The organism is Chryseobacterium tongliaonense (assembly GCF_041224435.1).
GTDB classification, from domain to species: Bacteria; Bacteroidota; Bacteroidia; order Flavobacteriales; family Weeksellaceae; genus Chryseobacterium; species Chryseobacterium tongliaoense.
This window is the reverse complement of record NZ_JBGFFD010000008.1, coordinates 141,595-167,738: the sequence shown is the minus strand read 5'-3', so window position 1 is coordinate 167,738 and position 26,144 is coordinate 141,595. Positions and strand designations below refer to the sequence as shown.

Annotated in this window: 21 protein-coding genes; 11 read left to right on the top strand and 10 right to left on the bottom strand. The window is 38.0% G+C overall.

Features of this window, described 5'->3' with window-relative positions; translation table 11 throughout:
• Positions 1-47: 47 nt before the first annotated feature.
• Positions 48-992, bottom strand: coding sequence for a FecR family protein (locus tag AB8P06_RS16530; RefSeq protein WP_369843359.1), 945 nt, complete (start codon positions 990-992; stop codon positions 48-50).
• A gap of 253 nt (positions 993-1,245) precedes the next feature.
• Between AB8P06_RS16530 and AB8P06_RS16525 the strand changes: the two genes are divergently transcribed.
• Positions 1,246-1,872 carry an RNA polymerase sigma factor gene (locus AB8P06_RS16525; protein ID WP_369843358.1) on the top strand — a complete coding sequence of 209 codons (627 nt, stop codon included), beginning with the start codon at positions 1,246-1,248 and terminating at the stop codon, positions 1,870-1,872.
• Between the two features lie 120 nt (positions 1,873-1,992).
• Here the strand turns inward: AB8P06_RS16525 and AB8P06_RS16520 are convergent, their stop codons facing one another.
• Positions 1,993-2,799 carry a helix-turn-helix domain-containing protein gene (locus AB8P06_RS16520; RefSeq protein ID WP_369843357.1) on the bottom strand — a complete coding sequence of 269 codons (807 nt, stop codon included), beginning with the start codon at positions 2,797-2,799 and terminating at the stop codon, positions 1,993-1,995.
• Between the two features lie 80 nt (positions 2,800-2,879).
• Positions 2,880-3,776 carry an oxidoreductase gene (locus AB8P06_RS16515; protein WP_369843356.1) on the bottom strand — a complete coding sequence of 299 codons (897 nt, stop codon included), beginning with the start codon at positions 3,774-3,776 and terminating at the stop codon, positions 2,880-2,882.
• A gap of 456 nt (positions 3,777-4,232) precedes the next feature.
• Here AB8P06_RS16515 and AB8P06_RS16510 point away from each other — a divergent pair, with 456 nt between their 5' ends.
• From AB8P06_RS16510 to pyk, 5 genes are read left to right on the top strand one after another with little or no spacing between them, the layout of a single operon-like run.
• Complete coding sequence (locus AB8P06_RS16510; protein WP_002976354.1) at positions 4,233-4,472, top strand: acyl carrier protein; 240 nt, start codon at positions 4,233-4,235, stop codon at positions 4,470-4,472.
• Between the two features lie 36 nt (positions 4,473-4,508).
• On the top strand, positions 4,509-5,753 hold the full coding sequence (gene fabF / locus AB8P06_RS16505) for a beta-ketoacyl-ACP synthase II (RefSeq protein WP_369843355.1): 1,245 nt from the start codon (positions 4,509-4,511) through the stop codon (positions 5,751-5,753).
• Positions 5,754-5,762: 9 nt separating this feature from the next.
• Positions 5,763-6,524: a ribonuclease III gene (rnc, locus tag AB8P06_RS16500; protein WP_369843354.1), complete on the top strand. Its 762-nt coding sequence runs from the start codon at positions 5,763-5,765 to the stop codon at positions 6,522-6,524.
• A complete protein-coding gene (locus AB8P06_RS16495) occupies positions 6,502-6,975 on the top strand; it encodes an IPExxxVDY family protein (RefSeq protein WP_369843353.1) in 474 nt (157 codons plus the stop codon). The genes rnc and AB8P06_RS16495 overlap by 23 nt, the downstream gene beginning before the upstream one ends.
• Entirely contained in the window at positions 6,968-8,413 is a 1,446-nt protein-coding gene (gene pyk, locus AB8P06_RS16490; RefSeq protein WP_369843352.1) for a pyruvate kinase, read from the top strand. Before AB8P06_RS16495 ends, pyk begins: the two co-directional genes overlap by 8 nt.
• Positions 8,414-8,566: 153 nt before the next feature.
• Here the strand turns inward: pyk and AB8P06_RS16485 are convergent, their stop codons facing one another.
• The 3 genes from AB8P06_RS16485 to hutI form a co-directional block, all read right to left on the bottom strand.
• On the bottom strand, positions 8,567-9,859 hold the full coding sequence (locus AB8P06_RS16485; RefSeq protein WP_369843351.1) for an aldehyde dehydrogenase family protein: 1,293 nt from the start codon (positions 9,857-9,859) through the stop codon (positions 8,567-8,569).
• 139 nt (positions 9,860-9,998) lie between these two features.
• Positions 9,999-10,919: a formimidoylglutamase gene (gene hutG, locus AB8P06_RS16480; protein ID WP_369843350.1), complete on the bottom strand. Its 921-nt coding sequence runs from the start codon at positions 10,917-10,919 to the stop codon at positions 9,999-10,001.
• 107 nt (positions 10,920-11,026) lie between these two features.
• Positions 11,027-12,250, bottom strand: a complete 1,224-nt coding sequence (gene hutI / locus AB8P06_RS16475; protein ID WP_369843349.1) for an imidazolonepropionase — start codon at positions 12,248-12,250, stop codon at positions 11,027-11,029.
• A gap of 239 nt (positions 12,251-12,489) precedes the next feature.
• Here hutI and ruvB point away from each other — a divergent pair, with 239 nt between their 5' ends.
• The 4 genes from ruvB to coaE are packed head-to-tail and all read left to right on the top strand — an operon-like array spanning position 12,490 to position 15,705.
• The gene (gene ruvB, locus AB8P06_RS16470) at positions 12,490-13,512 is read left to right on the top strand and encodes a Holliday junction branch migration DNA helicase RuvB (protein ID WP_369843348.1); all 1,023 of its coding nucleotides are present in this window, start codon (positions 12,490-12,492) and stop codon (positions 13,510-13,512) included.
• Positions 13,513-13,568: 56 nt separating this feature from the next.
• On the top strand, positions 13,569-14,180 hold the full coding sequence (locus AB8P06_RS16465) for an FMN-binding negative transcriptional regulator (protein WP_369843347.1): 612 nt from the start codon (positions 13,569-13,571) through the stop codon (positions 14,178-14,180).
• Between the two features lie 23 nt (positions 14,181-14,203).
• Entirely contained in the window at positions 14,204-15,070 is an 867-nt protein-coding gene (locus tag AB8P06_RS16460) for an MBL fold metallo-hydrolase (protein ID WP_369843346.1), read from the top strand.
• A gap of 5 nt (positions 15,071-15,075) precedes the next feature.
• Positions 15,076-15,705, top strand: a complete 630-nt coding sequence (gene coaE / locus AB8P06_RS16455) for a dephospho-CoA kinase (protein ID WP_369843345.1) — start codon at positions 15,076-15,078, stop codon at positions 15,703-15,705.
• Positions 15,706-15,793: 88 nt separating this feature from the next.
• On the opposite strand, the gene AB8P06_RS16450 is transcribed toward coaE, so the two are convergent.
• Positions 15,794-22,249: a GEVED domain-containing protein gene (locus AB8P06_RS16450; RefSeq protein WP_369843344.1), complete on the bottom strand. Its 6,456-nt coding sequence runs from the start codon at positions 22,247-22,249 to the stop codon at positions 15,794-15,796.
• Between the two features lie 170 nt (positions 22,250-22,419).
• A complete protein-coding gene (locus AB8P06_RS16445; protein ID WP_369843343.1) occupies positions 22,420-24,450 on the bottom strand; it encodes a M43 family zinc metalloprotease in 2,031 nt (676 codons plus the stop codon).
• 95 nt (positions 24,451-24,545) lie between these two features.
• Between AB8P06_RS16445 and AB8P06_RS16440 the strand changes: the two genes are divergently transcribed.
• Positions 24,546-25,040, top strand: coding sequence for a hypothetical protein (locus AB8P06_RS16440; protein ID WP_369843342.1), 495 nt, complete (start codon positions 24,546-24,548; stop codon positions 25,038-25,040).
• On the opposite strand, the gene AB8P06_RS16435 is transcribed toward AB8P06_RS16440, so the two are convergent.
• Together AB8P06_RS16435 and AB8P06_RS16430 are read right to left on the bottom strand one after the other, a co-directional pair.
• Entirely contained in the window at positions 25,037-25,696 is a 660-nt protein-coding gene (locus AB8P06_RS16435; protein WP_369843341.1) for a DUF6048 family protein, read from the bottom strand. The two genes, AB8P06_RS16440 and AB8P06_RS16435, sit on opposite strands and share 4 nt — an antisense overlap.
• Complete coding sequence (locus tag AB8P06_RS16430) at positions 25,662-26,138, bottom strand: DUF6452 family protein (RefSeq protein WP_369843340.1); 477 nt, start codon at positions 26,136-26,138, stop codon at positions 25,662-25,664. Before AB8P06_RS16430 ends, AB8P06_RS16435 begins: the two co-directional genes overlap by 35 nt.
• Between the last annotated feature and the right edge of the window lie 6 nt (positions 26,139-26,144).

Below are 26,144 nucleotides of genomic sequence, written 5' to 3'. Positions count from 1 at the left end.
CGCTCCATAATTCTGTCCATAAACTCTGCTTAACTGCCTCTGTTCTTTTATTTTTTTAATATATAAGTGGTATTATTTTCCTTTTGCACTTCAAGCCCTACGATAAAAGCCAAAGCTTCTACATTTTCATCCCAGGTGCTTCCGGTAAGATCTGCCGTTACTTTTTTCTCAGCTACTTCCTGTGGATATTTTATGCTTATCCCATAGTTTTTATGCAGTACTTCCATGATTGTTTTGAAAGACACATCATTAAAGGTTAAAGATTTTAATACTGAAATCTTCTTCCCGGATTTTTGATCTGTTTTATTGACAACTACTGCAGCTGTACGTAATATTCCGAAGTTTGTCCATCGTTGGTTGGGTGTAAGATAAGCTACGGCTGTTCCCGGTGAAGACACTGCCACTTTCCCTTCATACAGATCTACTGTTTTGCTTGCTCCGTTCTGTACAACCTTAAATTTCGTTCCCATTACCCTGGTACTGAAACCATCGGCCTGTACAATGAATGGGTGTATTTTAGATTTCGCAACTGAAAAGACCGCATCTCCTTTTAAATTTACGATTCGGGTATCAGCCGGAAAAGATTTTTCAACGGTAAGTTTGGCACCGGGCAATAAGGTAATTTCCGATCCGTCTTCCAGCCTGATTGTTTTATTTATATTTTCAGCAACGTATACCTCCGGCTTAAATAAAAAATTATATGTAAAAAAACCTCCCAGACTGAAGATCAACAGTAATACTGCTGCCGCACTGTATATATTTCTCCTGAAATAGGTATGGCTCTTTGCCGATTGTACAAAGTAGGGTTCCAAACCGGATAATACTTTTACTTTCGATTCCCGGATCTGGCTTTTTGCTAAGCTTTTAATAACATCTTTCTCCCACAATTCCAACACCTTTAATTCTTTTTCCGATAATTCTTCCTCCGACACTTCCCGGCTCCATAATTTAAAAACAAATGCTTCTACTTTGTTGTATTTCAATTTCTTCACTTTATAAGTTTGTTGTATTATTATTTCATAAATACTCTCACTTATAATACTGGGCAAAATCAAAAACTTCCCGTCAGGCATTTAACATATCATTAACATTGAAATCGGTTTTTTAACAGAAATCATAGGTTTTATAAACATTTCCACATTTTACATGTAAATAATCAATCAGATTTTCAGAATTATTTAATTTTAGAAGCCGGATAATTCATAAAACATTAATATTAGTTTAGGTAATTTTGTATCAAAGATTATGAAGCCAACAGACTATACTTTATTAAACAAGATAAAATCAGGCGACCGTCCTGCTTTTATGATGTTGTATGAGCGGTATTGGGATAATTTCTATACCATGATCTTTGTGCGTACCAAGGACAAAGAGGTTACGGAAGAGCTGCTGCAAAACCTTTGGATCAGGATTCTCGAAAATCCTGAATTTGTACAGACCGATGAACAGGAAAGTGCTAAAGGATATTTATTCCGTTTTATCCATTACCGTATTCTTGACCATTATGCCAATGTAAAAAAAATACAGGCGGTATATCTTGATGAATCGGAAGACTTTTTATCTGAAATTACAGATGCAGAATATTACGAAATACTGGAAGACAATGATATCAACGAGCTTTTTATAATGATAGATGAGGTGATATCGAAACTTTCCCCCACTGAACAGAAAGTTTATGATCTGCGAATCCGTAAAAATATGTCTGTAGATGAAACTGCGGAAGCTCTTAATATCAGTAATAAAACGGTGAGTAATAACCTGAGCAAGGCCTTGACTGAAATCCGTGAACAGCTTAACCCTAAATATAAATCATCTAAAAAACTGGTATCTTTACTGGTGCTCATGGAGATGATGAATCAGATTAATTATTGAGCATATAATTACCATATACTTATAAAAAATGCCCGGAAATTCCGGGCATTTTTTATGGATAGGATTTTATCCTATCTTTCGTTAAGTCGCCATTTCATGGCTTGCATTTGATTATTTAAATTATACCGAGATAATTTTGCTTGGTGATAATCCGTAGAGCTTTTTAAAGGTAAATGAAAAGTGGGAAAGGTCTTCAAAACCTAAATCAAGGTAAATATCTGATGCTGCTTTTCCTTTTTCCAAGAGATAATGCGCTTCCTGAAGTCTTTTTTGAAGGAGCCATTTCCCCGGCGTTATTCCAAATACCTTTTCAAAATCACGTTTAAAAGTAGCAAGGCTTCTTCCTGTGAGATAGGCAAAACGGTCGAGGTTTACATTAAAATGGTAATTCTTATTCATAAAAGCTTCAATATCAATCTTTCCGGGCTCATTAAAATCAAACAAAATGTCTTTCAATTCCGGATCGTACTGGAGCAATAAAATAAGGACCTCTTTAATTTTTAATTCCACAAGGCGCTGATCCGAAAGCTGATCAGATAACTGATAGATCAGTAAAGATTCCATATAAGCCTTTAGCTGCAGATTATCTTCAATCAATGAAAGCGGCTTATTGTAGCTTTTCTTTTCTGAAATCAAGCCATATTCCAGACTGAAATCTTTTAAAATCTGCTGATCAAGATAAATGGATAGTGATTTGAATTCTCCGTCAGCGGGAGGCCGTTTCGTGAATTTCAACAACTGATTTCGTCTTAAAAAACGTATTGAACCGTCATAGGCAGAATACTCATTAACTCCGTCATTTAATGTCAGATCTCCTGAAATCTGATAGCTCAGCACATGGTCGGATACAAAATGCTCTCCCTGCCTGCTTACCTGAGTGTAGCAGGAATACACAATATTTCCCAGATTTTCTCTTGTTGATTTCATTGTACTACAAATATAATAAACCGTCTTTAAAGATGATGAGGTTAAAAATGCCCCGGTTTCAAACCTTATCTTTATTAAAATCAGTCTACTTTGATTCCTTTTTTAGCTAAAAATGCTTTTCCTTCTTCAGATTCAAGGACGTTTACGGCTTCATCATGATCGGTTGAAACGCTTACATCCAGCCATTTTTCAAATTCTTCTTTTCTAAGCTGGTCGGTACTTTTTAATATGGCTGCTGCCTCACTTCCCAAAATCAAATGGAGGGGCGGATTAGGATGGTCTGTGAGATCAACCATTACTTTGGCTGCTTTAGCCGGATCACCCATCGGAAGGAATTTCCCTGAGGAAAGATATTCTTTAATACTGCCTACGGTGTTTTCATATCCTTCAACCTCTTCGGCAAAGCTCATTGAAGCACCTGCCCAGTCTGTTCTGAATCCGCCGGGCTCAATAGAGGTCACTTTAATTCCCAGTGGAAGTACTTCCTTACTCAACGATTCCGAGAAACCGGACAGTCCGAATTTGGCTGCCTGATAAATGGAAAGCCCTGCATTTCCTACCCTGCCCCCAACAGAGCTGATCTGCAAAATCTGTCCTGAACGCTGTTTACGCATATAAGGCAATACTGCTCTGGTCACCTGTATGGGTGCAAATAAATTGACTTCAAGCTGTCTTCTTACCTGCTCATCCGTAAATGCTTCTGCTGCCCCTGTAATTCCGAAGCCTGCATTATTTACCAGAACATCAATACGTCCGAAATGATTGATTGCCGCCTCAACAGCCGAATCAATCTCTTCCCTGATCTCTACATCCAGCTTCACCGGAAACAACTGATCCGGATATTGTGCCTTCAATTCTTCCAAATCCTTAAGATTCCTGGCAGTAGCAACGGCATAATCTCCTTTTAATAATACTGCTTCAACAAGATTTTTCCCTAAACCTTTTGAGCTTCCTGTTATAAACCAGACTTTTTTCATTTTTAATTGATTTTTATTGATACAAATTTCAACTAAAACAGCAGGCAACCGGTTTGTTAAAAAGCTCAAATGTGCTTTGTTAAAACAGTCATTAATTAAAGGGCTATTCAATAAAAAGGTTTCCTCTTTAACTATGTTGATAAGACAAATTCTATTTTTCACCTTAAACATAGAAGATATATTCCGACTGAGGACATGCTCTTAGAATAAAGGCCAATCATCAAAAAACCCTTATACAATATCATCTGCTGCGTTTTTTTAGTTGTTTTCAGATTATTTTTTATAATTCATTTCATCTGTTCCATTCCGGTAAAACATAAACACCTGAAAACTAAAAGACTAAAACTTCCTGTTATAAAATAAGTATAGTCTACCCACAAAAAAGACTAAAAAAATGTTTTATCGTAAAGAATTTTATATATTTGCAGCATCTAACAATTAAAAAAATAATTTACTATGTCAGACATTGCATCAAGAGTAAAAGCTATCATCGCTGATAAGCTTGACGTTGAAGAAACAGAAGTAACTCCTGAAGCTAGCTTCACTAACGATTTAGGAGCTGATTCATTGGATACAGTTGAACTAATCATGGAATTTGAAAAAGAATTTAATATTCAAATCCCTGATGATCAAGCTGAAAAAATTACTACTGTAGGACACGCTATCGCTTATATCGAAGAAGTAGTAAATAAATAATATTCTCTTCAACAAAAAAGAAAATTTAAAAAGTTTATGGAATTAAAAAGAGTAGTTGTAACCGGTTTTGGCGCAATAACACCGATTGGAAATAATGCAAAAGAATACTGGGAAAATCTTCTTAAAGGTGAGAGCGGTGCTGCTCCGATTACTCTTTTTGATGCCACAAACTTTAAAACAAAGTTCGCTTGTGAAGTGAAAGGTTTTGATCCTTTGCAGTATTTTGATAAGAAAGAAGCAAAAAAAATGGATCGAAATACTCAGCTTGGGCTTGTAGCTGCCAGAGAGGCAGTGGCACACTCCGGGATTATTGGAGACAATGTAGACAAAAACAGAGTCGGCGTAATCTGGGGTTCCGGAATCGGAGGTTTAGAGACTTTTGAAACAGAAGTTTTAGGATGGGCAAATACGGATATTCCAAGATTTAACCCTTTCTTTATTCCTAAAATGATTGCGGACATCACTCCGGGACACATCTCTATCGAGTATGGTTTTCACGGACCGAATTACACAACTGTATCTGCCTGTGCTTCTTCAGCAAATGCAATAATTGATTCTAAAATGCTTATCCAGCTTGGAAAGGCAGACGTTATTGTATGCGGAGGATCTGAAGCAGCCGTTACAGCAAGTGGTGTTGGTGGATTTAATGCAATGATGGCACTTTCTACAAGAAATGACGATCCGAAAACAGCTTCAAGACCTTTTGACAAAGACAGAGATGGTTTTGTATTAGGCGAAGGTGCAGGATGTATCATTCTTGAAGAATACGAGCACGCAGTAAAACGTGGAGCAACCATTTATGCAGAATTAAAAGGAGGTGGTATGAGTGCTGATGCACATCACATGACTGCCCCGCATCCTGAAGGTTTAGGAGCTTATCTGGTAATGAAAAATTGCCTGGAAGACGCAGGATTAACTGCTGATGAAGTAGACCATATCAATATGCATGGTACCTCTACTCCATTAGGAGATATTGCAGAATCCAATGCGATTTCAAAACTATTGGGTGAGCATGCTTACGACATTCAGATTAATTCTACAAAATCAATGACCGGCCACCTTTTAGGTGCTGCAGGAGTTATCGAGGCTATTGCTGCATTAGGAACTATTATTCATGGTATCGTTCCTCCAACCATCAACCATTTTACTGATGATGAAAACATTGACAGCAGACTTAATTTTACCTTTAATGAAGCTGTAAAGAAAGATGTAAAAGTAGCCATGAGTAATACTTTTGGGTTTGGTGGGCACAACGCTTGCGTTCTATTTACGAAAATCTAAATTTACTGAATGGAGTTACAGAAATACTTTTCTAAATTCCTTCTCAAAAAAAGAAAAAGAAAATTAACGGAGAGAGATTATTTCCTCAGTACTGAAGTCAGCAAGATGTTAGGTGCCGAGGTGCAAAACGTTGCTCTTTACCGGGAAGCTTTTTCACTAAAAAATTCTTCTAAAAATCAAGACAGCAATTACGAAAGGCTTGAATTTTTGGGAGATTCTGTTTTGGGTACAATTATTTCGTGTCATTTGTTCCAGACTTATCCTCAGGCTAATGAAGGATATTTGACGCAGATGAAATCTAAGATTGTTAATAGGAAAAATCTCAATAAATTAGGAGAAGACTTAAGACTCACGGATCTTTTACAAAAGCAGAGCTCCGTAGCATTAGGAGAAAATATCTCCGGAAATTTATTCGAGGCCTTAATCGGTGCGGTATATTTAGACTTCCATTATGATATGTGCAGAAGAATCATTCTGGAAAGACTTTTAACGCCAACCGAGATCAACAAGCTTGAAAATAAAATTGTAAGCTACAAAGGCCTTTTGCTGGAATGGAGCCAGAAAAAGAAGGTCAATATAAAGTATGAAACCTGTGAGGAAGTACAGGCAAACAAATCTATCGTATTCCGGTGCCATGTCTGGCTAGGAGAAGAAAAGATTGCAAATGCTACGGAAACCTCCAAGAAAAAAGCAGAAGAAAAATCGGCACAGAGGGCATTTTATATTTTAAATAAAAAAGAAAACATACTTGGAAATTCAAAGGCTTTATGATTTAGATGATATAGAATTTGAAGATATTGCCATAGGATTGGTGAGATTAGCAAAACGTATACCTGATTATGAGTTTTTCTACAAAATAAATCAAAATAATGATCTTAAGTTTTCAAGAATAAAAGATCTGATCTTCCACGGGTTTTATTATGATTATTTTTTTCCAAGATTTGAAGCTTATCACAAGTTTACAAAAACCTGTTTTACGTTCATTTCCAACAAATGTTCGGAAAGTAAGCAAAAAAAAGTACAAACAGAACTCTTCACAGAAGAAGAAAACATTAAATTTTTATTAAATAATCAGGTAGATGTAGAATATATTCTGCATAGTTCGGAACAGTTTCCTGATTTTTCCGTAATTTTGCTCCCTGAAAATCTTGTGTTTCCAATTCAAGATTATACATTAAGTTCTGAAGAGGAACTTTATCAAATTATCCAGTATTATGAATAAGTATTTAAAGAAAACAAAAATTATCGCAACACTTGGGCCGGCTTCGTCATCAAAAGAAGTAATGTTAGGACTTATGAAAGCAGGTGTTGATATTTTCAGAATAAATTTTTCACATGCAGATTACGAATTAGTTCGTTCCAATATTAATATTATCCGAGAGCTTAATAAAGAATATGGTTATTCTGTGGGGATTTTGGGAGATTTACAAGGTCCTAAGCTAAGAGTAGGTGTTGTAAAGGAAGGTTCTTATCTTAACCCGGGTGATATTCTTACTTTTACCAACGAAAAAATCGAAGGAGATTCTACAAAAGTTTTTATGACTTACCAGCAGTTTCCCCAGGATGTAAAAGTAGGTGAAAGAATCCTTATTGATGATGGGAAACTGGTTTTGGAAGTAACTGAAACCAATGAGATAGATACTGTAAAGGCTAAAACAATTCAAGGGGGACCATTAAGTTCTAAAAAAGGAGTTAATTTACCTAATACAAATGTTTCTCTTCCCGCCCTGACTGAAAAAGATATTCAGGATGCTAATTTCATGCTTGATATGGAGGTTGACTGGGTTGCATTATCTTTTGTACGTCACGCACAGGATATTATCGATCTGAAAGAGCTTATCAACAAGCACCCGAACGGTAAATTCAAAACTCCGATTATTGCGAAAATTGAAAAGCCTGAAGGTGTAAAAAATATCGACGAAATTTTATTGGAGTGCGACGGATTAATGGTTGCCCGTGGTGACCTTGGTGTTGAAGTTCCGATGGAAGAAGTTCCCGCTATCCAGAAAAACCTTGTTGAAAAGGCAAGATTCTATTCCAAGCCGGTAATCATTGCTACCCAGATGATGGAAACTATGATCAACAGCTTAACTCCGACAAGAGCGGAAGTGAATGATGTTGCCAACTCAGTATTGGACGGTGCTGATGCTGTAATGCTTTCAGGGGAAACTTCTGTGGGAAGATATCCGGTACAGGTGGTTGAAAACATGGCCAAAATTGTACAGAATATTGAGAAAACTCATTTCTACCAGCATAAAAACGAACCTATCGAAAAAGATTACAACTGTATCGATGAAAGGTTTATTACAAACAGGGTTTGTCTGGCTGCCGTAAGAATTGCGAAAACAACAAACGTTTCTGCTATTGTTACTTTAACGCATTCCGGATATACTGCTTTCCAGCTTGCCGCACACAGACCTAATTCGCATATTATCGTATATAGTGGCAATAAGCGAGTGATCACAATGCTGAACCTTCTTTGGGGAGTTCACGCTTATTATTATGATATGAAAAAATCTACCGATGAAACCATTATCCAGGTAAATATGCTTACTCATAACCACGGATATATTGAAACCGGGGATTTTGTAATCAATATCAATGCGACTCCGTCTTATGAAGGTGGAAAAACAAATACGTTAAGATTAACTACGGTTTAATCGAAGCAAAAAGGCAAAATTGCAGAAAAGCAAATATGCTTTCTTAAAATAAAATAAAAAGCTCCCGGAATTTCCGGGAGCTTTTTCAATAAATATATAATAGAAAAATCATTAATACATTAATACATTAATACATTAATACATTTTACAAAATCAGTTTCCTACAATCGTCTTTGGCGTTACAAACTCTTTTAAAGCGATTAGGGAAAGTTCGGTTCCATATCCTGAAGCCTTGGTTCCACCGAAAGGAAAACGCGGATCAGAGCTTGTCATTCTGTTGATATTGACTGTTCCGGATTCAAGACCTTCTATGAAAAACATCTGACGGTCTTTATTGACGGTCCATACAGAATTGGAAAGTCCGAAAGGAATATCATTAGCCATCTGTAAAGCTTCTGCGTCATTTTTTGCGACCATTACCATTCCCAGAGGACCGAAAAGTTCTTCCTGAAGGATAGGGTTTCCTTCCTGCACTCTTATAAGCCCCGGCTTAAACTCATTCGCCGAGATTCTCTCCAATGGAATAATAATTTCAGCCCCGTTCTCAAGAGCTTTTTTAAACTGGTTTTCCAAATCATCCGCCAGATCCGGCCTTGCCATCCCTGCCAGTTTCGTTTCTTTATTCATGGGATCTCCCGGAATAAACTTTTTATATTCTTCAATAAATTTCGGAAGAAACTCTTCTTCAATTTTTTCGTCAATAATAAATCTTTTTGCAGCAACACAGGTTTGTCCGCAATTCTGCAGCCTTGCCTGAGCACCTACTTTTGCAGCTTCGTTCAGATCAGCATCATCCAGAATAATAAAGGCATCACTTCCGCCCAGCTCCAGCAAAGACTTTTTAACATTTAATCCGGCAATTGAAGCCACCTCACCACCTGCTCTTCCGCTTCCTGTAAGGCTCACTCCTTTTACGGCATCATGCTCAAGAATCTCCTTCACTTCTTTATGACCAACTTCCAGATTCTGAAAAACTCCCTCAGGAAAACCGGCTTCTGTAAATATTCTTTCAATTGCATTTCCACTTCCAAAGCATATAGATGCATGTTTTAAAACCACCGTATTTCCGGCCAGAATTGCAGGTATAGCAAATCTCAATACCTGCCAGAAAGGAAAATTCCAGGGCATTACACCAAGAATAACTCCTTTGGGAATATAATGTATTTCGGAATAGCTGTACTCGGAATCTACTTTTTCAGGTTTTAAAATATTGTCTGCATCTGCATAATAATTCATCATTAAAGCACATTTTTCAATTTCAGCAATCGACTGTGAAATGGGCTTATTCATTTCTCCGGTAATAATTTCACCAAACTTTTCCGAATTATTTTTTAAAATTTCAGCCATTTTTGCCATCAGTTTCTGCCTTTCTTCAAATGGTGTTTTTTTCCATTCCGAAAAAGTCTGATCTGCTTTAATGAGTTTATTTTCAATTAACTGTTCCATAATATAATTTTTATTTTAAATTCAAAGATTGAATTTATAATGCTCCTTTTGAAAAAGCATGATGAAAGTAGCAAATTTTGTTCCTTAAGATTAAATAAAATAATGATTTTCTCTATCGAAAGAATATATTTTTTACCGTTTAAACCATAAACCATTCATTGACAAGACATGCTGCCAGCCGGGACGTTCTGTCCTGAATATCATAAACCGGATTAACTTCGGCAACATCTAATGCAATAAGCTTGTTATTTTTCAATATATGTCTGTAAAGATGCATGAAAGCAGCATCTGCAAATATTCCGTTGTAGGCTGAAGCTGAAACTCCGGGAGCTATCGACGCGTTGAAAACATCCATGCAGATCGTAAGGTAAACGAAGTCTACACTTTCCAACAAATCATCTACCCGTTGATAGATTGACGGAAGATTTTCAAAAAACAATTCATCGGCCAGGATATATTTCATTCCAAACTGATGGGCAGTATCAAACAATTTTAAGGTATTGGAATTCCTCTGAATCCCGATGTGTAAAGAATTAATCTCTCCTTCCTGGGCAATCTGCCAGAATCCTGTACCTGAGCTTGGTCCAATCTCATGTTCAGGCTGCCTGTTATCAAAATGGGCATCAATATTAATAATCCCGATTTTCTGTTCGGGAAAAGCTGTTTTAACGCCTAAGTAATGCGCGTAGGTTACTTCATGCCCGCCTCCTAAAACCAATGATTTTCCGCCTTTTAAAAGTACTTTCGATACATTTTTGGCAAGTGTGTTCTGGGTATGCTCTAAATTTCCGTCGCCACATGTAATATTTCCAAAATCAAGTAATGAAAAATCCGGAAGGATAACAGGGAAATTTGACATGTTTTTCCTGATTACGTCCGGAGCATCTTTTGCTCCCAGTCTCCCTTTATTTCTCCTTACTCCTTCATCCACGGCAAAACCGTGTAAAACGAAATCGTTCGTTGAAATAGCATCGTAGTTATTTTCTTCTTTTACTCTCTGAAATATTCTATGGAAAAGAGGTTCTTCGCCATCTAATCTTCCCTGCCAGATATTGCTCATTATTTTGATAATTTAAGATGGTGTGACTTCGAGAGCCCCTGTCATCTGAATTTTGATTTTTCGACTGATCAATCAGTGACTTTAAGAATTTCAGTCACGATAATAATTTAAATTTTATTTCCGTTTATATAGATATGCTCTGCCTTCAGACTGCCCTGTTTATACAAAACATTCTGGAAATTATTGGTTTTAAAGGTTACAAAGTCTGCTTTTAGACCGTTTTCCAATCTTCCTCTGTCTTCCAAATTAAGAGCAAAAGCAGACCGGAAAGTCATCCCTGTTAAAACTTCTGCTGTGGTTAATTTTTCATAGGTCGCCAAAATAGAAGCCTGGGTAATTAAATTCCCCATCGGTGCTGATCCCGGATTCCAATCGCTGGCAATGGCAACAATAGCTCCTGCATCAAGTAGTTTTCTGGCCGGCGTAAATTTTTCTCCCAATCCTAAACTGGCTCCCGGAAGTGCAGTTGCCACAGTATCTGATTTCGCTAAAAATTCAATATCTTCATCAATGGTTGCTTCCAGATGGTCTGCTGATTTTGCACCTACTTCCACTGCTATTCTAGAGCTTCCGGGTGTAAACTGATCGGCATGAACCGTAATCTCAAAACCTAAGTCTTTCGTTTTAAGAAGAAATTCTTTACTTTCTTCCGGTTGGAAAGCAGATTTTTCAATAAAAATATCTACCCGCTTCGCTAAACTTTCTTCTTTTACTTTGGGTAAAATTTCGGAAATGATATAATTTAAATATTCCCGGTTGTCACCTTCAAAATCTCTGGGTTTCAGGTGAGCGGAGAGACAGGTGGGAACTAAAGTAGCCTGAGTCTGTTCCTGTGCTTTTTTAATAATTCTAAGCATTTTCAACTCATTTTCCACATCAAGCCCATAACCGCTTTTTATTTCAATGGTAGTAATTCCCAAATGAAGCAGCGTATTTATTCTTTCCAGTAAAGTTGCCAGTAATTCTTCTTCGGAAGCATTTCTGGTATGCTGTACAGAGCTCCAGATTCCGCCGCCGTTTTCTGCAATTTCCAGATAGGTTTTCCCGGCATTTCTCATGGCAAAATCATTGGCCCGGTTTCCTCCGAAACAAATATGGGTGTGAGAATCTACAAAAGCAGGCAGAACGATTTGCTCACCTTCAATGGTTTCAATCTCAATATTTTGATTTTCAGCTTTCAGGGTTTCAAAGTCCCCGACTTTCTGAATTTTATTATTTTCAACGATAATCCCGCCATCTGCTGTAATTTCAAGCTGATCATCGGATAATTTCCCTCTTAGCGGGAGATTAGCAAGCGTTACCACCTGTTTAAACGGTCCAATTAATTTCATTAGTTTGAGTTTGAGGCTAAGGTTTAGATTAATTGTTATGCAAAGTTTAAATCACAAAATCATTCCTTAATAATTCAATCTTATTTTCCACTCAAAAATACTTAAAATATCTGTTTATCTCAACCTTTTTCCGATCTTAGTTTTTTTAATCACACCTTGAACTTCAGTCTTACTTTTCCTCGACCTAAGGTCAAACCTTGGCCTAAATTTCCTATCTTTGAGGTAAATGAAATGAATTAATGCCAGATTTTTTACATCCAGATAAGGAAAACTATTCCCGTGAAGAACTCTTACAGGAAGAACAGATTCGTCCCCAGAGTTTTAAAGATTTTGCCGGGCAAAGGAAAACACTGGAAAATCTTGAAGTTTTTGTTACTGCAGCAAAAAAGCGCGGCGGTGCCCTTGATCATGTATTATTGCATGGTCCACCGGGTCTGGGTAAAACCACATTGGCCAATATTATCGCCAATGAGCTTGGGGTCAATTGTAAGATAACCTCCGGCCCTGTTTTAGATAAACCGGGAAGCCTGGCGGGTTTGCTGACTAATCTTGAGGAGAATGATGTTCTTTTTATCGATGAAATCCATCGTCTTTCCCCTGTTGTAGAGGAGTATTTATATTCCGCCATGGAAGATTATAAGATTGACATCATGCTGGAGACCGGGCCTAATGCAAGAAGTGTTCAGATCGGGCTGAATCCGTTTACTTTAGTGGGTGCAACGACGAGAAGCGGAATGCTGACCAAGCCCATGCTGGCAAGATTTGGAATTCAAAGCAGGCTGGAATATTATACGATTGAGCTTTTATCAATGATTATCATCAGGAGCTCAAGGGTTTTAGGAGTGAAAATCTATGAAGATGCAGCAATAGAAATTGCAAGGAGAAGCCGTGGAACTCCCAGAATTGCGAATGCTTTATTAAGAAGGGTACGTGATTTTGCCGAGATAAAAGGTAATGGTGAAATTGAAATCAATATTACAAAATATGCCCTGAATTCTTTGAATGTAGATGAATTCGGTCTGGATGAAATGGATAATAAAATTATGCGCGTCATGATTGAAAATTTCAGGGGAAAACCTGTCGGAATTTCAGCGCTGGCTACATCGATCGGAGAAAATCCGGAAACCCTGGAAGAAGTTTATGAGCCTTTTCTTATTCAGGAAGGTTTTATCATTCGTACTCCAAGAGGCCGGGAAGTGACGGAAAAAGCATACAGACATTTAAATATTACTCTTCCTAAAAATCCCGGAGAGCTTTTTTAGTTCAAGGTTCAAGGCTCAAAGTTTAAGGTTTAAGGTTCAGAGTTTAACAGAAATTTATGTTTATACCTAAATTATACAGAAGCGAAGATTATACTTTAATGAAAGAAATCATTAACGAAAATGCTTTTGCATTATTAATATCTTCGGCAGACAAGATAAGAGCAACGCACTCAATGATGATGCTTAATGAAGATAATCCTGAACAAATCTACCTGGAAACCCATATTTCCCGGGCCAATCCGCAGGCAAAGACCCTGAAAAACGGCGATGATGTTCTTTGTGATTTTTTAGGAGCTCATGCTTATATTTCAAGCAGCTGGTATGATCATATGAATGTATCTACCTGGAATTATGAGGCGGTACAGATTTCCGGAAAGATTGAGCTGATGACCCCGGAGGAACTTTACAGCCATTTGGAAAAGCTGACTTACAAATACGAGAAATTCCAGAAATGCCCGGTCATGGTTAAAGACATGGGGAAAGAATTTGTGGAAAAGGAAATGAAGGGCGCTTTTGGGATAAAAGTTATTCCTACAGAAATATTTATTAAACAAAAACTGTCACAGAACAGAAAAGAAGCAGATTACCTGAACATCATTTCTCAGCTTGAAGAAACTGATCACAACGGTAAAAAGATTGCTGAAAAAATGAAATTATTAAAGAAATAAAAACATTATAAACATCATATTATATGAAACTATATCCAATACAATGTGGAAAATTTAAACTGGATGGCGGTGCCATGTTCGGAGTCGTCCCAAAGAGTCTGTGGGAAAAAACCAACCCTGCAGACGAAAGAAACTTAATTGAACTGGGAACCCGCTCATTACTTATCGAAGACGGTAAAAAACTGATCCTGGTAGACTGTGGCCTTGGAAATAAACAGGACGACAAATTTTTCGGGCATTATTCTCTTTGGGGAGATGATAATTTAGATAAAAACCTGAAGAAATACGGTTTTGTAAAGGAAGATATTACGGATGTTTTCCTGACTCACCTTCATTTTGATCACTGCGGTGGTGCTATTGAATGGAATGATGATAAAACGGGATACAGACCGGCTTTTAAAAATGCCCAGTTCTGGACTAATGAAAATCACTGGCAATGGGCTACTGAACCTAATGCAAGAGAGAAGGCCAGCTTTTTAAAAGAAAATATCATCCCGATGCAGGAAAGTGGCCAACTGAATTTTTTGCCGCTTCCGACAACCGGAAATTACGGTTTTGCACCGGATCTTAAAATGGATGTGATTTTTGTAGACGGACATACGGAGAAACAAATGCTTCCCGTAATTCAGTATCAGGAAAAGACTATTGTTTTTGCAGCAGACCTTATTCCTACTTCAGGGCATATCAATCCGGTATATGTGATGGGATATGATACAAGGCCTCTGTTGACAATGGAAGAAAAAGGAAAATTCCTTAAGCAGTGTATCGATAATGAATATTTATTGTTCTTCGAGCATGATGCCCATCATGAACTGGCAAGTTTAAAAATGACTGAAAAAGGGATAAGACTCGATGAGACTTATAGTTTTAATGATGTTTTCGGATATTAACAACTATGGAAGAATTACATTCAGAAACTAAGAAAACAGAACCGGAACCAGCACCCAAGGTTATTGGATTAACGGGCGGAATCGGCTCGGGAAAAACTACGGTTGCCCATTTTATTGAGGAATTCGGATTTCCCGTTTATTATTCCGATGAGAGGGCAAAAGATATCGTCAATGATAATGAGACTTTAAAGATCAGAATCAAAGAGCTTTTAGGTGAGGAATCTTATGACAGCAATGGTTTGTATGACCGTAAATTTGTTGCTGAAAAAGTGTTTAATGATAATGATTTGTTGCAGAAATTAAATGCTATTATTCATCCTGCTGTAAGAATCGATTTTGAGGAATGGGTAAAAAAACAGTCTAAGTACTTAGTTTTTAAAGAGACTGCCTTATTATTTGAACTGAAGCTTAATAAGCAATGTTATAAATCTGTATTGGTGACAGCACAGGATAATATAAGGACTAAAAGGGTAATGGACAGAGACGGAAAAACCTACCGTGAAGTGGAGGCCATTATGGAGCGGCAGATGCCTGAAAAAGACAAGATCAAACTTGCAGACTGTATCATATACAATAACACGAATTTAGAGGATTTAAAGGAGCAAACGGAACGGATTATCTTCGAAATAGAATAAATAAAAACCGTTAGAAAATTTCTAACGGTTTTTTTATGGCCAGTAATAAAAAAATAAGCTCTCATTTCTGAGAGCTTATTCTATTTAATTATTCTTTGATAAATTTCTTTTGAGCGGTAACGTCACCATCTTCGATGTCGATTACATATACTCCGTTTATCAATCTGCTTACGTCGATCTTATTGTTTAAGATAATTCCGTGAGAAACAAGCTGACCTGCTGCATTGTAAAGTTTATAATTCGCTTTTTTGCTGATATTCTTCACATACAATACTGAGCTTACCGGGTTAGGGTAAATCAGGATTTCAGTTTGGTTAATCGGATTAGGTATTAATTTCTTAGAAATTCTTACCGTATAATCTTCAACTTCTCCGTTATCAAAACTTGTACAGTTTACCGGGATACCATCTCTCTGCATTGCAACTCTCATTACTACATATTTGTAGTCTGTCAAGCTGATAAATGCATCTGCCGGCACACTGAATGTTCCAGTGATGGTAGCGGTCTGATTTGGAGCAGCAGCAACGATTCTTTCATTAATATCGAAATATCCGTTTCTGTTGAAGTCGATCCATACAGCAACTCCTTCATTATAAGTAGTTCCCTGCCAAGATTTGGTAATAGAAATCTGGTTACCCGTAGAACCCTGAACAAGCTCTATAAATTTCTCAGGAACACCTGTAAAGTCCGAATACGTAGAAGCATCTGAATCATTAGTCATCTGCGGCTTATCCGTTGGTTTTACAGTAACATTAGAAATGTATTCTCCTGTTGAGCTATTTGAATCCATCTGACAGTAAATGACAGTAGGAGTCGTAAAGAAGTAAGGCGGCGTGAAAGTACCCGGCGTACCGTTACATACATTCGCAACCTGCATTTCATACTTGGTTAATTCCGTCAATCCGGTAAGTGTATAAGTATTTGTTGCTACAGGAACTGTCGTCCAGCTTGGAATACCTACTTTTCTATATCTCAGGATATAAGTTGATCCCGGGAACGGATCCCAAACCACTACTGCGGTTGTCGGAGTTAAGTTAGTTATTGTTAATCCCGGAGGCGGCAATTCACATGTTCTTTCCGTAGTAAATACTTTAGGGTTTGAATATGGGTTGATTGTTGTTTCACCAACACACTTATTCGCTACCTGAACTTCGTATGTAGTATAAGGATCAAGGTTTGTCAATGTGTACGTATTTCCCGGAGGAGTTGGTACCGGCACATCAATCCATGTTGCAGTTCCTACTACTCTGTATCTTAATACATATGTTGAACTAGGTACGATAGGCGCCCATGTAACAACAGCTGAGTTTGTAGTTACGTTACTGATTGTTACGTTTGGAGGTGTAGGATCACATCTTGTCGTGAATGTCTTGATCGGAGTAAATGTTCCTGGTGTAGTTCCACAATTTGCAGCAACCTGAACTTCATATGTAGTAGCAGGCGTTAAATTGGTTAACGTAATAGGCGGGTTACCCTGAAGTGTTGACACATTCACGGAAGTCCAGGTAGTAGATCCAAGAGGTCTGTACTGTAATATATAAGTAAGACTGCCCGGTGCACCTGTCCAGTTAACGATTGCTGAAGTATGAGTAATCGTGTTAAATGTAGGGTTACCCGGTGTAGCTGTAGCACATGGTCTTAATCTTACTGCGTAATCTTCTACTTCTCCGTTCACGGCAATCTGACACATTGTAGGAGAACTCGTACGTTTAAGTACTACTCTCATCGTTGTAGCCAATGGGCCATTATAAGCTGTGGAAGGTACATTGAATGTAGCTGTTACAGGCGTCGTTGTACTTGCTGCAGATGCCATGATCTGCTCATTGTTTTCAAATACCCCGTTTCTGTTAAAGTCAATCCAAGCACTTACTGCATCATTATTTGTTGCACCTGTCCAACCTTTTGCTACGGAAAGTTTGTTTCCGTTAGAACCGATTTCCAGGTTCACAAGCGTTGCAGGTGTTGTATAACTGATATAGTTTGTCTGTACCGAAGTATTACTCATCGGAGCGATACCTGCGTTAATGGAAGTAACCGTTACATTGGAAATGTGGTCGTTATCTCCGGTACCTGTCATATTACAATAGGTAATCGGAGTGGTCGTAAATGGTACTGAAGCAGAATATCCTCCTAAAATACCACCACATCTCGTAGCTACCTGAACCTGATAAGCAGTCTGCTCAGTAAGTCCTGAAATTGTGTAGCTGTTACCCGGTGCAGGTACAGGATCGATAACAGTCCAGACTCCTGTAGTTCCCTGTCTCCATCTTAGTACGTAAGTAGCTCCTGTAGATGCTAACCAAGACACATTCGCAGTAGTCGCTGTAATGTTTGTTACAGTGATATTACTTGGCGGAGCTGTAGTACATGGCTGAATATCTACAAATTTAACCGCATAGTCTTCAACTTCTCCATTACTATTGGAAAGGTTCTGGCATGGATCGGTAATTGTATTGAAATAAACGACAACACGCATTTTCACAACGTTTGTTCCGGTATAAGCCGTAGCAGGAACTGTGAAAGTAGAAGTTACCGGAGTGGTAGAAGAGAACCCAAGGTTCATTACTCTTTCCGTAGTATTATCAAAAACACCATCTCCGTTATAATCTATCCAAACCGAAGTAGCATAAGTACTTGATAAGATCGTTCTTCCGATAGAAATATTATTTCCGGCAGAACCACGAACAAAAGTAATCAGCTTGGTAGGATCAGCAGAATAATCTGTATATGTACTCGCTGCTGAGTTGTTGATCATCAGCGTAGAGTTTGTAGGAGTTACCGTAACGTTATTAATATAACCGTTATTTACACTTCCCGGAGCAATAGGACAATAGCTTATTGCTGTTGTTGTAAAGTTTGTAGAAGCAGACCAAGGTCCTTGAGTACCTCCACAAATTGTAGCTATCTGTACTTCATATTGAGTTGTAGCATTTAAGTTAAGGATCGTATAACTGTTACCCGGTGCAGGTACAGGGTTTACTGTAGTCCAAGTTGCAGCTGCTACCGCTTTATATCTCAGAGCATATGTTGCTCCCGTAGCACCTAACCAGGAAACTACAGCTGTAGATGCAGTAACGTTAGACACTGTAATTGGCGCAGGTGCTGCTGTAGAACATGGCTGCAGATCTACGATTCTAACAGCATAATCTTCAATCTCCCCGTTATTAGGGTTGGCACAAGGGTCATTAATTGTAGATGTTGCAACAATTACTCTCATTCTAAGAGTTAATGGTCCGTTATAAGCAGTAGCCGGTACTGTAAACGTAGCATTGATCGGCGTTGTTGTACTTGTACCTGAGCTTATTACTCTTTCGTTTGTTTCAAATATACCGTTTCTGTTGTAGTCAATCCATACCCCAACGGCTAATGAAGATGTATTTGTTGTAAGCCAAGATTTACTGACTGATACTCCGTTATTTGCAGATCCACGTACCAGTGTTACTAATTTAGTAGGATCGGCTGAATAATTTGTATAAGTATCTGCTCCTGATGTATTACTCATGATGTATGAGTTGGTAGGAGTAATCTTAACGTTAGAAATATATCCGTTATCATTGTTACCCGGAGTAGCATTACAATACGTTACTGCCGGTGTAGTAAACTGAAGCGGAGCTGTAAATGTTCCTGTAGTTCCTGAACATACATAAGCTACACGAACTTCATATTGAGTCTGTTCAGTTAAGTTGTTAATGGTATAAGCATTAACTGTTAAAGGAACCTGTGTCCAGGTAGGATCTCCCACCTTTCTGTATTCTAATATATAAGTAGCTCCTATAGCAGGATCCCACATTACATATGCAGATGTTGCAGTAAGGTTGGATACACTAAGGTTAAGGGGAGCATTACTTGTACATGGTATCGGCTGGATTAATTTTACAGCATAATCTTCTACTTCACCATAAGTGAAACTCTGACACATCGTTGGAGAAGTATTATATTGTAATACAACTCTCATTCTTGTAGTGGAAGGCCCGTTATAGGCATTAGCCGGAACCGCGAAAGTAGCTGTAACAGGAGTCGTCGTATTTGCAGGAGAGTTCATTACCTGTTCTCCCGGTTCAAACGTACCGTTTCTGTTAAAGTCAATCCAAACACTTACAGCTTCACTAAAGGTAGTACCAGACCATCCTTTTGAAACAGAAATGTTATTCGCTGCAGAACCTATCACCAGGTTTACCAAAGCACTTGGAGTCGTTGTATAATCTGTATAGGTACTTCCTGTAGAAGTATTATTCATTATAGCTGCTCCGTTTGGTGTTACTGTAACGTTAGCAATATATTCATCGTTAAAGTTACTTGACTGCATCTGACAGTAGTTCAATCCTGGAGTAGTGAAATTCACTGAAGGAGAGAAAGTACCCTGAGTACCTGAACATACGTTGGCTACCTGTACTTCATATTGGATACCATCCGTTAATCCTGTTAAAAGGATAGAGTTGGTATTTGAAGTAACAGTGATCCATGTTGTAGATCCTACAGGGCGATACTGGATAACATAAGTCGCTCCGGCAGAAGCTGCCCATGCAACAGACGCCTGGGTCTGGGTAACACCAGAAACCACTACACCTGTAGGAGGTGCACTGGTACAAGCCGCTAAGCTCGCTACGTTTGCACTTCCAATTGCGTAGAATACGTTTCCTATAGAACTTACTCTTATTTTAACTGTAGAACCTACCGTTAAAGCTCCGAAAGTCAACGACTCATTTCCGTCATTGGCTGTAGAAGCAGACAAAGTAGTCCACGTTACTCCATTATCTATTGTATAATCAATTTTTACGTTAGCAACATTATAAGGAGCCGCAGTTGTATTAACTACATCCCATGTTACATTCGTAGGGCCGTTGTTATAAACCGTAGCGGTAGTCACTTTGAAAGGACCGTCATTTCCTACGATAATTGTTTGTTCGGCAAATTGGGTTTGTTGCTGACTCGCAACAGGGTTGTTATCTCTTACTGTTACAGAAAACTTAGTCGTTCTTGGAACCATAGAAACAGATTCCCATCCGTTGTTAGAGTTATTAAGAACTCCTGCCAACACTGAAGATAATTTAGGGAAATATCTTGTAGGGCTGGTAGTAGGCTCAAATGATCTGAACGTAGCCCCCGTTGCAGTAGTTCCTAAGTTATTTTTATTAATAGTAACACCCGCGTTATCCACTTCTTCCCATGTATAGGTCATTGGATCATTTTCTGCATCTGTAGCAGAAGCTGTTAACACGAATGCTGTTCCTTTAGGAATATTATAAGTAGGTAGAGCAGCAATTACCGGTGGATTGTTGGTAGTGGCTGTTTCTACATCACAAGTCTTGCTGATCAAATTAGCCTGAACCTGCTTGATACTTGCAATATGGAAATAATCATCCGAGTGCGGCTGAACATCTGTATTGGGTCCGGTAATACCGGCATATCCCATGATAGTAGAACCTGAACCCGGCTCCATATTCACTCCTGTACCTTCAAGGCCATGAGAGAATGTATGGTTAGCTCCTAACTGGTGACCAATTTCGTGAGCAACATAATCGATATCAAAGTTATCTCCCTGCGGAATTCCATCTGCAGGAGAAGTATATCCTGAACCTTTTCCTTTTGGCACGGCAGGCGTAGGATCAACGCAAACGCAACCTATACATCCTGCGTTACCTCCACCTCCTGAAGCACCAAATAAATGCCCGATATCATAATTGGCATTTCCTACATTGGCAGTCAGGGTATTTTGCAATTCCTGGTTCCAGGCACCTCCTGCTCCGGTTGCAGCCGGAGAATATGGATCTGTAGCAGCATTTGTATAAATTACGTTCGGAAAGTTCTGAAGGTTTAAGTGTAATGCGAAATCTTTTTCAAAAACTCCGTTTACTCTTGTTAAAGTAGCATTAATAGCTGTTAAAGCTCCTGCAACAGTACCTCCGTGAAACTGGGTGTATTCTCCTGTTACAGACATCACCAATCTCATTGTTCTGTACTTCTTATCAGAAGATTTAGAAAAATCAGTAGTTTGATTTGTAAATGCAGATCCTTTCTCGTAAAGCTTGGCTATCTCTTGCTTCGACAGGAGGCTTTCATTCATAGAACACAAAAACCCTTCTCCACTTTTGTCAGTTTTCGGGTGCACACCGTACACTGTCTTTTCTCTGTTCAACGGTTCTAAAAATTCTGACTTACCATTTTTGATAATCATTGACTGAAAATCATCAGGTGCCAAACTAAATCTCAGGAATTTGCCTGGATCATCGATCCCGACGCCTACATAAGATCCTAATTGATACTGATCTGCCAGTTCTTTTACTACAACCGGAAAGCTGTAGACGGCAAATTTTTCAATTTTCCCACTTAAAGTTGGCAATGAGATCGTAACAGGCTTTGCATTTCTGCCTGTTTCCTGAGCTTTTGCCAATTGAGACTTTAATAAGGAAATGTCTAAAGAGTAATAGTTCTTAATTTCAGAACTCCCCCTGATTTTTTCCCCCCTGAATGACGTCGGACTCCACTGTGCACTGGTTATCGCAAACAAACAGAGAAGAAAGAAAGAAGTAAAAATTTTCTTCATAACTTTCTCAATATATTATATTAATTGTACAAATCTAATCATTTTTTGTTACTAAATTATAGGTTTAAATATTTTTTTTATACAAATTCCACAATAATTTAAATTATGGTTTCAGAATAAAAAAATCCTCAGGGGTTTCCTGAGGATTTCTAATATTTAAAATAATTTTATTATTTCTTGATGAATTTAATGCTTTCAGAAATGTTATTATCTTTTATTGAAATAATATACACTCCTTTCACTAAATCAGCCACTCTGATCTGGTTGTTATTAATAGTACCGCTTTTCACGATCTGTCCTACCGCATTATGAATTTCAAAAGTAGCTTTGTTGGAAACTTTAGTTACATTTAAAATATCATTAACCGGGTTAGGATAAATACCAAAGTTGTCTTTAACTGCTTCGTTTGTTCCTAGAACCTGAGTAGTAAATGATTTTGTACCATAATCAAGGATATCAGTATCTGCATGATAGATTACTGTTCCTGTACTAGTAGTTAAATCTACATATCCTCCGTAATCTAATCCGTCACCATACGCATCGGAAATTGTAAACACATAGCAGTCCGGAGCCAATACCCAAGTCTGAGTAATTAGTGCTGGTAGCGGAGTCGTTGGAGTTGGGTTAACTACATCCGGATAAGGACCTCCATATTTAACAATTTGTCCTGCACTGTTTTTTAGAGTCCATTGAGTTTCTGTTCCAAAATAGTCTCTCTGTAATTTGAAAACAACAGTGTTTGCATTGGTGTAATATTGAGGTTGTGGAGGTTTGATATAATTACCAGTTGCCGTATTATTTGTGCTTCTTTGATCAGCAGCTCCGTTTACAGATGTAACTGTTGCAGTAACCGGAGATGAAGCTACAGAACCGGGAACAGCAATAGTAATCACACTAAATTTATCCTGAGCTAAGTTACCTGTCCAGTTATAAGTCTGAGCAGCCCCACCATTGAATGAATAAGAAATCGTGGCAGCAGTAAGGTTACTTGTTCCTCTGTTATATAATGACAGACGAAGAACTCCATTACCACAGCTTCCTATTGCACATCCACCGTCAATCTTTACTTCAGCATCATTTGCAAATAATGGAATAGCAATGTCAGCAACAGAAGTTTTAAGCTCTTTTCTTCTAGGAGAATTATTCATTACAGCTGTAATCCTGTCTTTCTGATTGATGGTAAAGATATTCATACAGGTATCATTCGTATAATCCATGTAGTTTTGAACCATTTCAAAAACTGCAGGATTTGTACAGCTTGCGATTGAAGGATTACAAACATAATTGGCATCGTGCGCCGTAGGTGTATCTGCACAATAGTCATCACCACAGGCAGCATCACCCCAGATATGTCTTAAACCTAAAAAGTGCCCCACCTCATGGGTCATCGTTCTTCCTTTATCATAAGGAGCAGATAACATGAACGTATTATTTGTATCATAATCACTACTTCCGAATGTTGCAAAATTTGCTACCACCCCATCAGTACTTGCAAGACCCATGTTTGGATTAAGGCCAGGAAGGTTTGAGTTAGAAGGGAACTGTGCATATCCTAACAATGAAGCATCTGCGAAGTTCACACTCCACATGTTCATATATTTGGTAGGATCCCACTGAGTTTGTGGTTTCACAAAATCATCTATAGCATCCTGAGACCAGTTATCCTGGCAAAGGTTTACTCTGTCAATTCCATTTGTAGGATTTCCGTTAGGATCTACTTTTGCAAGAGCAAATTGAATCATAACATCTGCCCCTACAGGGTTTGTATTAAATCCCGGCGTATTTGCCATTCTTCTGTAATCATTGTTCATTACTGCAATCTGAGACATTACCTGCTCATCAACAATATTTGGTGCAACTCCTACATTTTGTCCGCTATGAATAACGTGTACCACTACAGGAATTGTAACGATTCCTCCATTCTGAGATTTATTTTCTCTCACTCTTTCCACCAAAGGAGCTAACCAGGCTTCAAACTGATCATTAGTCATCCTGTTCGGATACTTTGCTCTTAGATAGTTTTCATACTCCACAGTGGAACATCTGTCAAAATCATTTGACTTAGCAAGTTCTTCCGGAGATTTTTTAACAAACTTAGATTCTTTTTTTATTACTTTATTGTCCGTAGTCTGGGCATTAGCAAATCCTACAGTAAATAAAGAGAATAAAAAGAGAATTTTAGAAGTAGTAAATTTTCGCATTTCTCTATTTTTATTAACTTTACAAATATATTAGTTTTTGGCTTCATGAAAGCTTTTAATCCTAAAAAAAATCAAATCGTTTAAAAAAAATTAAAATGAAAAAGCAATTATTATTAATATTTATCTTTTCTACCTTATTTAGCATAAGCTGTACTTCTCAACATAAAAACGAAAGCGATAAAGACAAATCAACAATTAACAGCAAAAAATATAAAATCGAAAAAATAGAATTAACCGAACAAACCAGGGGAACTAACCGAAAGATAACCTTTGTACCCGGATCCGTAACCACTTCCTTAAATGGAAATAGTACAACATCCGAACTTTCAACAGCAAGTTGGGAAAATATAGCTAAAGAAGCCGAGTTAATTGATCTTGATAAAATAGCATCTTATGAATCTCCCACTACAGGCAGATTTTCTGACAGCGCACTGGCTTCCAGCATTATTATTACTTCAAACGGGAAAGAATATACATCAGCTGGTTTTGACGCAGGAATACCTCCAAAAGAATTGGAAGCATTGTATCAGTCTTTAAGGGGTAAAACCAATATTATACAAAAAAAGGCTAAACCCAGGTTTAACCGTTAAAATTTGTATGCTATATTCCATGCAAAGCCCATAACGAATTTCGAAGAGCTTTTTCCGAATCCGGGGACAATCATAGGCTGAATATCATCCTGCTTGGTCGTGAAAACCATATATCTTGGCTGGAGATTCACATCTATAAAGAAGTTGGATTCAAATAACTGAACTCTTCCGCCAATTGTTCCTTCCAGCCAATACGAAGACTGAGTGGAAGATGGAAAGGCTACGGATGAGCTGCTTCCTCCAAATCCACGGACCGGTATTTTCATATATTCCTGGGTATAGAAAGATCCGCCGACTTTTCCTCCGCCGTAGAAACCGTTGAACTCATTTTCAGAATCTTTTGCCAGCATATAAAATACCCCGAGTTTCACAAACGGGCCGTTTGCTTTTGCATCATAGCCGTTTTTCTGATAAACGTTCGACTCAAAACCGGCTTCTGCGATACCATGTAGATTGTCTTTAATTTTGGAAGAGACAAAGCCCTGATATAATTTTCTGTCTGAAAAAAAAGAAACCCCAGTATTAAGAACATCAAAACCAACCATAAAATTAGGTTCATATTTCCATTTTTCTTTTTTAGTCTCTTTTTTATCCTGAGCAAAACCCAGAAAACCTATGATGCTAAAAAAGAAGGTAAAGATTAGTTTTGTCTTCATTCTCTATAAAATTTTGTACCGGCTCCAAATTCTTAACAGGATCTGGTGTTTGTAATTCTGACGTTAAATTATCGTATGTTTTTTTGATCCCGCATCCCGGAGACACATACGTTGACTTCGTATTGTAATTGATTCTGACCTTTGATTCCGCTCCTTTATTTTCCAATCTGAAATACACATCAGTATAAGGGGAATCATCCACTCTTAAAGGGATTAACCTGGAATCTATTTTCGTTTGTTTTCCCAGCTCCACTTTCCCGGAACCGTAATCTACCGCCACATATAAGGAATCAAGCGTTACTACTTTACCGGTCACCTCATTTTTAAAAGCCACTTTAATTCTCGGTGTACCTTCTCCACTTTCACAGATATCATCATCTCCGCCACAAGAGCAAAGCATTCCCAGAAACAGGGTGAATATGATCAGTTTAAAATATTTCATACTAAG

Excerpts from the sequence above, each read along its gene's own strand:
- AB8P06_RS16525 (WP_369843358.1), top strand. The coding sequence starts at position 1,246 with ATGAAGCCAACAGACTATACTTTATTAAACAAGATAAAATCAGGCGAC.
- AB8P06_RS16520 (WP_369843357.1), bottom strand. The coding sequence starts at position 2,799 with ATGAAATCAACAAGAGAAAATCTGGGAAATATTGTGTATTCCTGCTAC.
- AB8P06_RS16515 (WP_369843356.1), bottom strand. The coding sequence starts at position 3,776 with ATGAAAAAAGTCTGGTTTATAACAGGAAGCTCAAAAGGTTTAGGGAAA.
- AB8P06_RS16510 (WP_002976354.1), top strand. The coding sequence starts at position 4,233 with ATGTCAGACATTGCATCAAGAGTAAAAGCTATCATCGCTGATAAGCTT.
- fabF (WP_369843355.1), top strand. The coding sequence starts at position 4,509 with ATGGAATTAAAAAGAGTAGTTGTAACCGGTTTTGGCGCAATAACACCG.
- rnc (WP_369843354.1), top strand. The coding sequence starts at position 5,763 with ATGGAGTTACAGAAATACTTTTCTAAATTCCTTCTCAAAAAAAGAAAA.
- pyk (WP_369843352.1), top strand. The coding sequence starts at position 6,968 with ATGAATAAGTATTTAAAGAAAACAAAAATTATCGCAACACTTGGGCCG.
- AB8P06_RS16485 (WP_369843351.1), bottom strand. The coding sequence starts at position 9,859 with ATGGAACAGTTAATTGAAAATAAACTCATTAAAGCAGATCAGACTTTT.
- hutG (WP_369843350.1), bottom strand. The coding sequence starts at position 10,919 with ATGAGCAATATCTGGCAGGGAAGATTAGATGGCGAAGAACCTCTTTTC.
- hutI (WP_369843349.1), bottom strand. The coding sequence starts at position 12,250 with ATGAAATTAATTGGACCGTTTAAACAGGTGGTAACGCTTGCTAATCTC.
- ruvB (WP_369843348.1), top strand. The coding sequence starts at position 12,490 with ATGCCAGATTTTTTACATCCAGATAAGGAAAACTATTCCCGTGAAGAA.
- AB8P06_RS16465 (WP_369843347.1), top strand. The coding sequence starts at position 13,569 with ATGTTTATACCTAAATTATACAGAAGCGAAGATTATACTTTAATGAAA.
- AB8P06_RS16460 (WP_369843346.1), top strand. The coding sequence starts at position 14,204 with ATGAAACTATATCCAATACAATGTGGAAAATTTAAACTGGATGGCGGT.
- coaE (WP_369843345.1), top strand. The coding sequence starts at position 15,076 with ATGGAAGAATTACATTCAGAAACTAAGAAAACAGAACCGGAACCAGCA.
- AB8P06_RS16450 (WP_369843344.1), bottom strand. The coding sequence starts at position 22,249 with ATGAAGAAAATTTTTACTTCTTTCTTTCTTCTCTGTTTGTTTGCGATA.
- AB8P06_RS16445 (WP_369843343.1), bottom strand. The coding sequence starts at position 24,450 with ATGCGAAAATTTACTACTTCTAAAATTCTCTTTTTATTCTCTTTATTT.
- AB8P06_RS16440 (WP_369843342.1), top strand. The coding sequence starts at position 24,546 with ATGAAAAAGCAATTATTATTAATATTTATCTTTTCTACCTTATTTAGC.
- AB8P06_RS16435 (WP_369843341.1), bottom strand. The coding sequence starts at position 25,696 with ATGAAGACAAAACTAATCTTTACCTTCTTTTTTAGCATCATAGGTTTT.
- AB8P06_RS16430 (WP_369843340.1), bottom strand. The coding sequence starts at position 26,138 with ATGAAATATTTTAAACTGATCATATTCACCCTGTTTCTGGGAATGCTT.